This window comes from Streptomyces ossamyceticus, assembly GCF_001418475.1.
Classification (GTDB): Bacteria; Actinomycetota; Actinomycetes; order Streptomycetales; family Streptomycetaceae; genus Streptomyces; species Streptomyces ossamyceticus.
This window is the reverse complement of record NZ_LIQX01000680.1, coordinates 1-3,984: the sequence shown is the minus strand read 5'-3', so window position 1 is coordinate 3,984 and position 3,984 is coordinate 1. Positions and strand designations below refer to the sequence as shown.

Below are 3,984 nucleotides of genomic sequence, written 5' to 3'. Positions count from 1 at the left end.
GCCGCGGCGGGCAGGATCGGGGGCGGCGCGTGAGTGGGACGTTCGTCGGGATGCCGGCGTTTCCGAAGGCGGCGCACGAGGCCGTGCACAACACGACACTGCGCAGCAATCTGCGGCACGCCACGCACACGATCCGCGCGAAGCGGGCGAAGGCCGTCACGGAGGTGTCGGACTGGGCGGAGCTGCGCGAGGCCGGCAAGCGGATCAAGGACCACACGCTGCGCCATCTCGACCGGTATCTGGTCCAGTTGGAGGAGTCGGTGACGGCGGCGGGCGGTACCGTCCACTGGGCCGCCGACGCGGACGAGGCCAACCGCATCGTGACCTGTCTGGTCAAGGCGACCGGTGAGACGGAGGTCGTCAAGGTCAAGTCGATGGCCACGCAGGAGATCGGGCTGAACGAGGCGCTGGAGGCCGAGGGCATCCGCGCCTACGAGACCGATCTCGCCGAGCTGATCGTGCAGTTGGGCAAGGACCGCCCGTCGCACATCCTCGTCCCCGCGATCCACCGCAACCGGGGCGAGATCCGGGACATCTTCGCGAAGGAGATGAGCGAGTGGGGCCGACCGGCCCCCGACGGGCTGACCGACACGCCCGCCGAGCTGGCGGAGGCGGCCCGGCTGCATCTGCGGGAGAAGTTCCTGCGGGCCAAGGTCGGCATCTCCGGAGCCAACTTCATGGTCGCCGACACCGGCACGCTGGTCGTGGTGGAGTCGGAGGGCAACGGCCGGATGTGCCTCACCCTGCCCGAGACGCTGATCTCGGTGGTCGGGATCGAGAAGATCGTGCCGACCTGGCAGGACCTGGAGGTCTTCCTCCAGACCCTCCCCCGCTCGTCCACGGCCGAGCGGATGAACCCGTACACCTCGATGTGGACCGGCACGACGGACTCCGGGACGGCCGACGGCCCGAGCACCTTCCATCTCGTCCTCATCGACAACGGCCGCACCGACACGCTCGCCGACGAGGTCGGCCGTCAGGCGCTGCGCTGCATCCGCTGCTCGGCGTGCCTGAACGTGTGCCCCGTGTACGAGCGGGCGGGCGGCCACGCGTACGGCTCGGTCTACCCCGGCCCCATCGGCGCCATCCTCAGCCCGCAACTCCGGGGCACGGGAAGCGAGATCGACGCGTCGCTCCCCTACGCCTCGTCGCTGTGCGGCGCCTGCTACGAGGTGTGCCCGGTGGCCATCGACATCCCGGAGGTGCTGGTGCATCTGCGGGAGCGTGTCGCGCAGGGCGGGCAGGTGACCGAGAAGGGTGCCAAGGTCGTGCTCAAGCCCGCGAAGGGCCACGCCGCCGAGCGAGCGGCGATGCGGGCGGCCGGCTGGGCCTTCACCCACCCGGCCGCGCTGCGCACCGGCCAGCGGCTGGCGTCCCGCACCCGCCGCTTCCATCCCCGCACGCTGCCGGGCCCCGGCATGGCGTGGAGCGCGAGCCGCGCCCTGCCGACGCTACCGGCGGAACCGTTCCGCGACTGGTGGCAGCGCACGAACGGGGGGCGGACGGAACAGGGGGTCGTGGACGGCGGCCGCGCGGACGAGGGTCGCGCGGACGGCCGTCCCTCGCTCGGCAGGCGGGACGGCGGCGGTCGGGCGAACGGCGAGTGGGCCGGCGGCGGAGAGGACAGCGGCAAGTGAGCAGCAGGGATCTGATCCTGGACCGGGTGCGGCGCGCACTCGCCGACGGTCGACGCGACGACACTCCCCCAGCGCCTGATGAAGCGGGGAGGGACGTCCCGTACGAGCAGGCCGTGCCGCGAACGTACCTCCGGGAGCACGGCGAACGGGACGTGACGGAGACGGTGGACCTGCTGGCCGAGAACCTCGCCGACTACCGGGCGATCGTGCACCGCACGGATACGGTCGGACTCCCCGGCGTCATCGCGGAGTTGCTGGCCGCGCACGGCTCGTCCTCGGTGCTCGTGCCGCCCGCGCTGCCCGAGGAGTGGCTGACGGCGGCGGAGGTGGCACAGGTCGCCGACCGGGCCGAGAGCACGCCGCGTGAACTGGACGAGGTGGACAGTGTGGTCACGGCCTGCGCGCTCGCGATCGCGGAGACCGGCACGATCGTCCTGGACGGCTCCCCGGACCAGGGCCGCCGCCGCATCACGCTGGTCCCCGACCACCACATCTGCGTCGTACGCGTCCCCGACCAGGTCGTCCCCTCGGTCCCCCTGGCCCTGGAACGCCTCGACCCCACTCGCCCCCTGACCTGGATCTCCGGCCCCTCCGCCACGAGCGACATCGAACTGGACCGAGTGGAGGGAGTCCACGGCCCACGCACACTGGAGGTGGTGCTCGTCAGCGGGGGCAGTGACGAGTGAGACAGGGAGAGTGAGAGAGAAGGGCGGCATGGACACCGCCGCCCTCGAACGCATGCTGGACGATGCCTTCGACCACGCTGTCGTGCACCACGGCTACGCCGACTACATGCGTGACTACGAGGTCATCGTTCACGCGACGGCCGCCCCTCGTACCGGTGTCGCGCCGGCCCACCTGCGCCACCTCTTCCGGTTCAGCGTCGAGGCCCACTGTGAGACATCGGTGCCTGCCGCCGTCTGGACGGAGTCATTGGACGACCGTCTCATCGCCCGTGACCCCGGCGCCGACCTCGACGGTTACGTCTGGGGCGTACGGTGGCACGCCCTGTATCCGGGTGCGCGGCTCGTGCCCGAGTCGGATGCGGCCCGACGTTGGTCCGAGGCCCTCGGGATCGACTTCCACGAGGTGCGTATCCGCACCGCCGCGCACGATCTGACCCTGGTCTTCTCCGACCTGCGGGTAGACGGGGTCCCGGTCGGCTACGCCCCGTTCGTCGCGGACTGACCGGTGCGTGGTTCGATGCACCGGAGCGCCACGTCAACGGTTCGGAAGGTCACCGCCGCGACTCACCTGGACGGCACGGCCGTGGGCCGCATGCCGAGCCACTGCCCTGCGTCCCAGGCCTCGAAGCGTTCCACCTCGGTGAAGCCCAGTTTCGTGGCGAGGCGCATCGAGGGGGTGTTGGCGGTCTGGGTGGTGAGGACCACCGGCTCGTCGGGGAGCGCGGCGGTCAGCCAGCCGAGGGCCGCCACGTATCCGTGTCCCCATGCCCGGCCGGCATCTCGCGTTCGAGTCCGTCACTCGGCCGGGGGCCGCCGAGGTCGGTGTTCACCTCCGGCGAGGAGTGCAGTTCGATGAACGCCGCACGGTCCTGGGTTCCGGGCTCGCGGAGCACGAGCCTCTCGGTGCGGATCGGCTCAGGCGGCCAGGCCACGGGTCCCAGAGCTTCCATCCGCGCACGCCAACAGGTGGTCAACTCTCCCTGAGGAGAGTGCCGGAGGGTGACGCGCGGCCGGATCTCGACGGTGTCCGCGGGCGCGGGAGCGGATTGCCGATCATGAGCATGGCGATCTTGTTAGGTTGGTGGCTCTTGCACGCATCAACACGGGGAGCCCTCATGTCACTTGACCGTCCGGTGATCAACTCCGGGGTACCGCACTCGGCGCGGATCTGGAACTACTGGCTCGGCGGCAAGGACTGCTACGAGATCGACCGGCAGGTCGGGGACGAGATCCGGCGGGCCAACCCCCAGATCGTCGACATCGCCCGAGCGCAACGGGCGTTCCTGCGCAGGGCTGTCACCCATCTCGCCGCAGAGGCCGGGTTACGGCAGTTCCTCGACGTCGGCACGGGGCTCCCCACCGCCGACAACACCCACGAGGTCGCCCAACGCGTCGCCCGTGACGCGCGGATCGTCTACGTCGACCACGACCCCGTCGTCCTCGCCCACGCCAACGCCCTCCTCAGCGGTGCCCCCGAGGGAGCCACCGCCTTCGTCGACGCCGACCTGCGCGACCCGGACACCATCCTCGAACACGCCGCCCGGACGCTCGACTTCAGCCGGCCCGTCGGCCTCATCCTCCTCGGCGTCGCCGCGCACCTTCCGGGCGAAACCGCGTACGACGTCGTCGCTCGCCTGGTGGACGCCCTGCCCTCCGGCAGC

4 protein-coding genes and 1 pseudogene are annotated in these 3,984 nt (G+C 71.1%); 4 read left to right on the top strand and 1 reads right to left on the bottom strand.

What is annotated here, in order from left to right:
- Window positions 1-29: 29 nt before the first annotated feature.
- From AOK15_RS36395 to AOK15_RS36385, 3 genes are read left to right on the top strand one after another with little or no spacing between them, the layout of a single operon-like run.
- Complete coding sequence (locus tag AOK15_RS36395) at window positions 30-1,637, top strand: LutB/LldF family L-lactate oxidation iron-sulfur protein (protein WP_240508758.1); 1,608 nt, start codon at window positions 30-32, stop codon at window positions 1,635-1,637.
- Window positions 1,634-2,323 (top strand): LutC/YkgG family protein, encoded by a 690-nt coding sequence (locus tag AOK15_RS36390; protein WP_055522792.1) that lies wholly within the window; start codon window positions 1,634-1,636, stop codon window positions 2,321-2,323. The genes AOK15_RS36395 and AOK15_RS36390 overlap by 4 nt, the downstream gene beginning before the upstream one ends.
- Before the next feature lie 28 nt (window positions 2,324-2,351).
- Window positions 2,352-2,825, top strand: a complete 474-nt coding sequence (locus tag AOK15_RS36385) for a YxiG-like protein (RefSeq protein ID WP_055522790.1) — start codon at window positions 2,352-2,354, stop codon at window positions 2,823-2,825.
- Between the two features lie 62 nt (window positions 2,826-2,887).
- Here the strand turns inward: AOK15_RS36385 and AOK15_RS36380 are convergent.
- Window positions 2,888-3,273, bottom strand: a pseudogene (locus tag AOK15_RS36380) (GNAT family N-acetyltransferase).
- Window positions 3,274-3,438: 165 nt separating this feature from the next.
- Here AOK15_RS36380 and AOK15_RS36375 point away from each other — a divergent pair.
- On the top strand, window positions 3,439-3,984 hold a 546-nt coding region (locus AOK15_RS36375), incomplete at its 3' end, for an SAM-dependent methyltransferase (RefSeq protein ID WP_205632286.1).

Bases quoted from the DNA above. Each gene is read 5' to 3' on its own strand.
- AOK15_RS36385 (WP_055522790.1), top strand. From the start codon at position 2,352: ATGGACACCGCCGCCCTCGAACGCATGCTGGACGATGCCTTCGACCAC.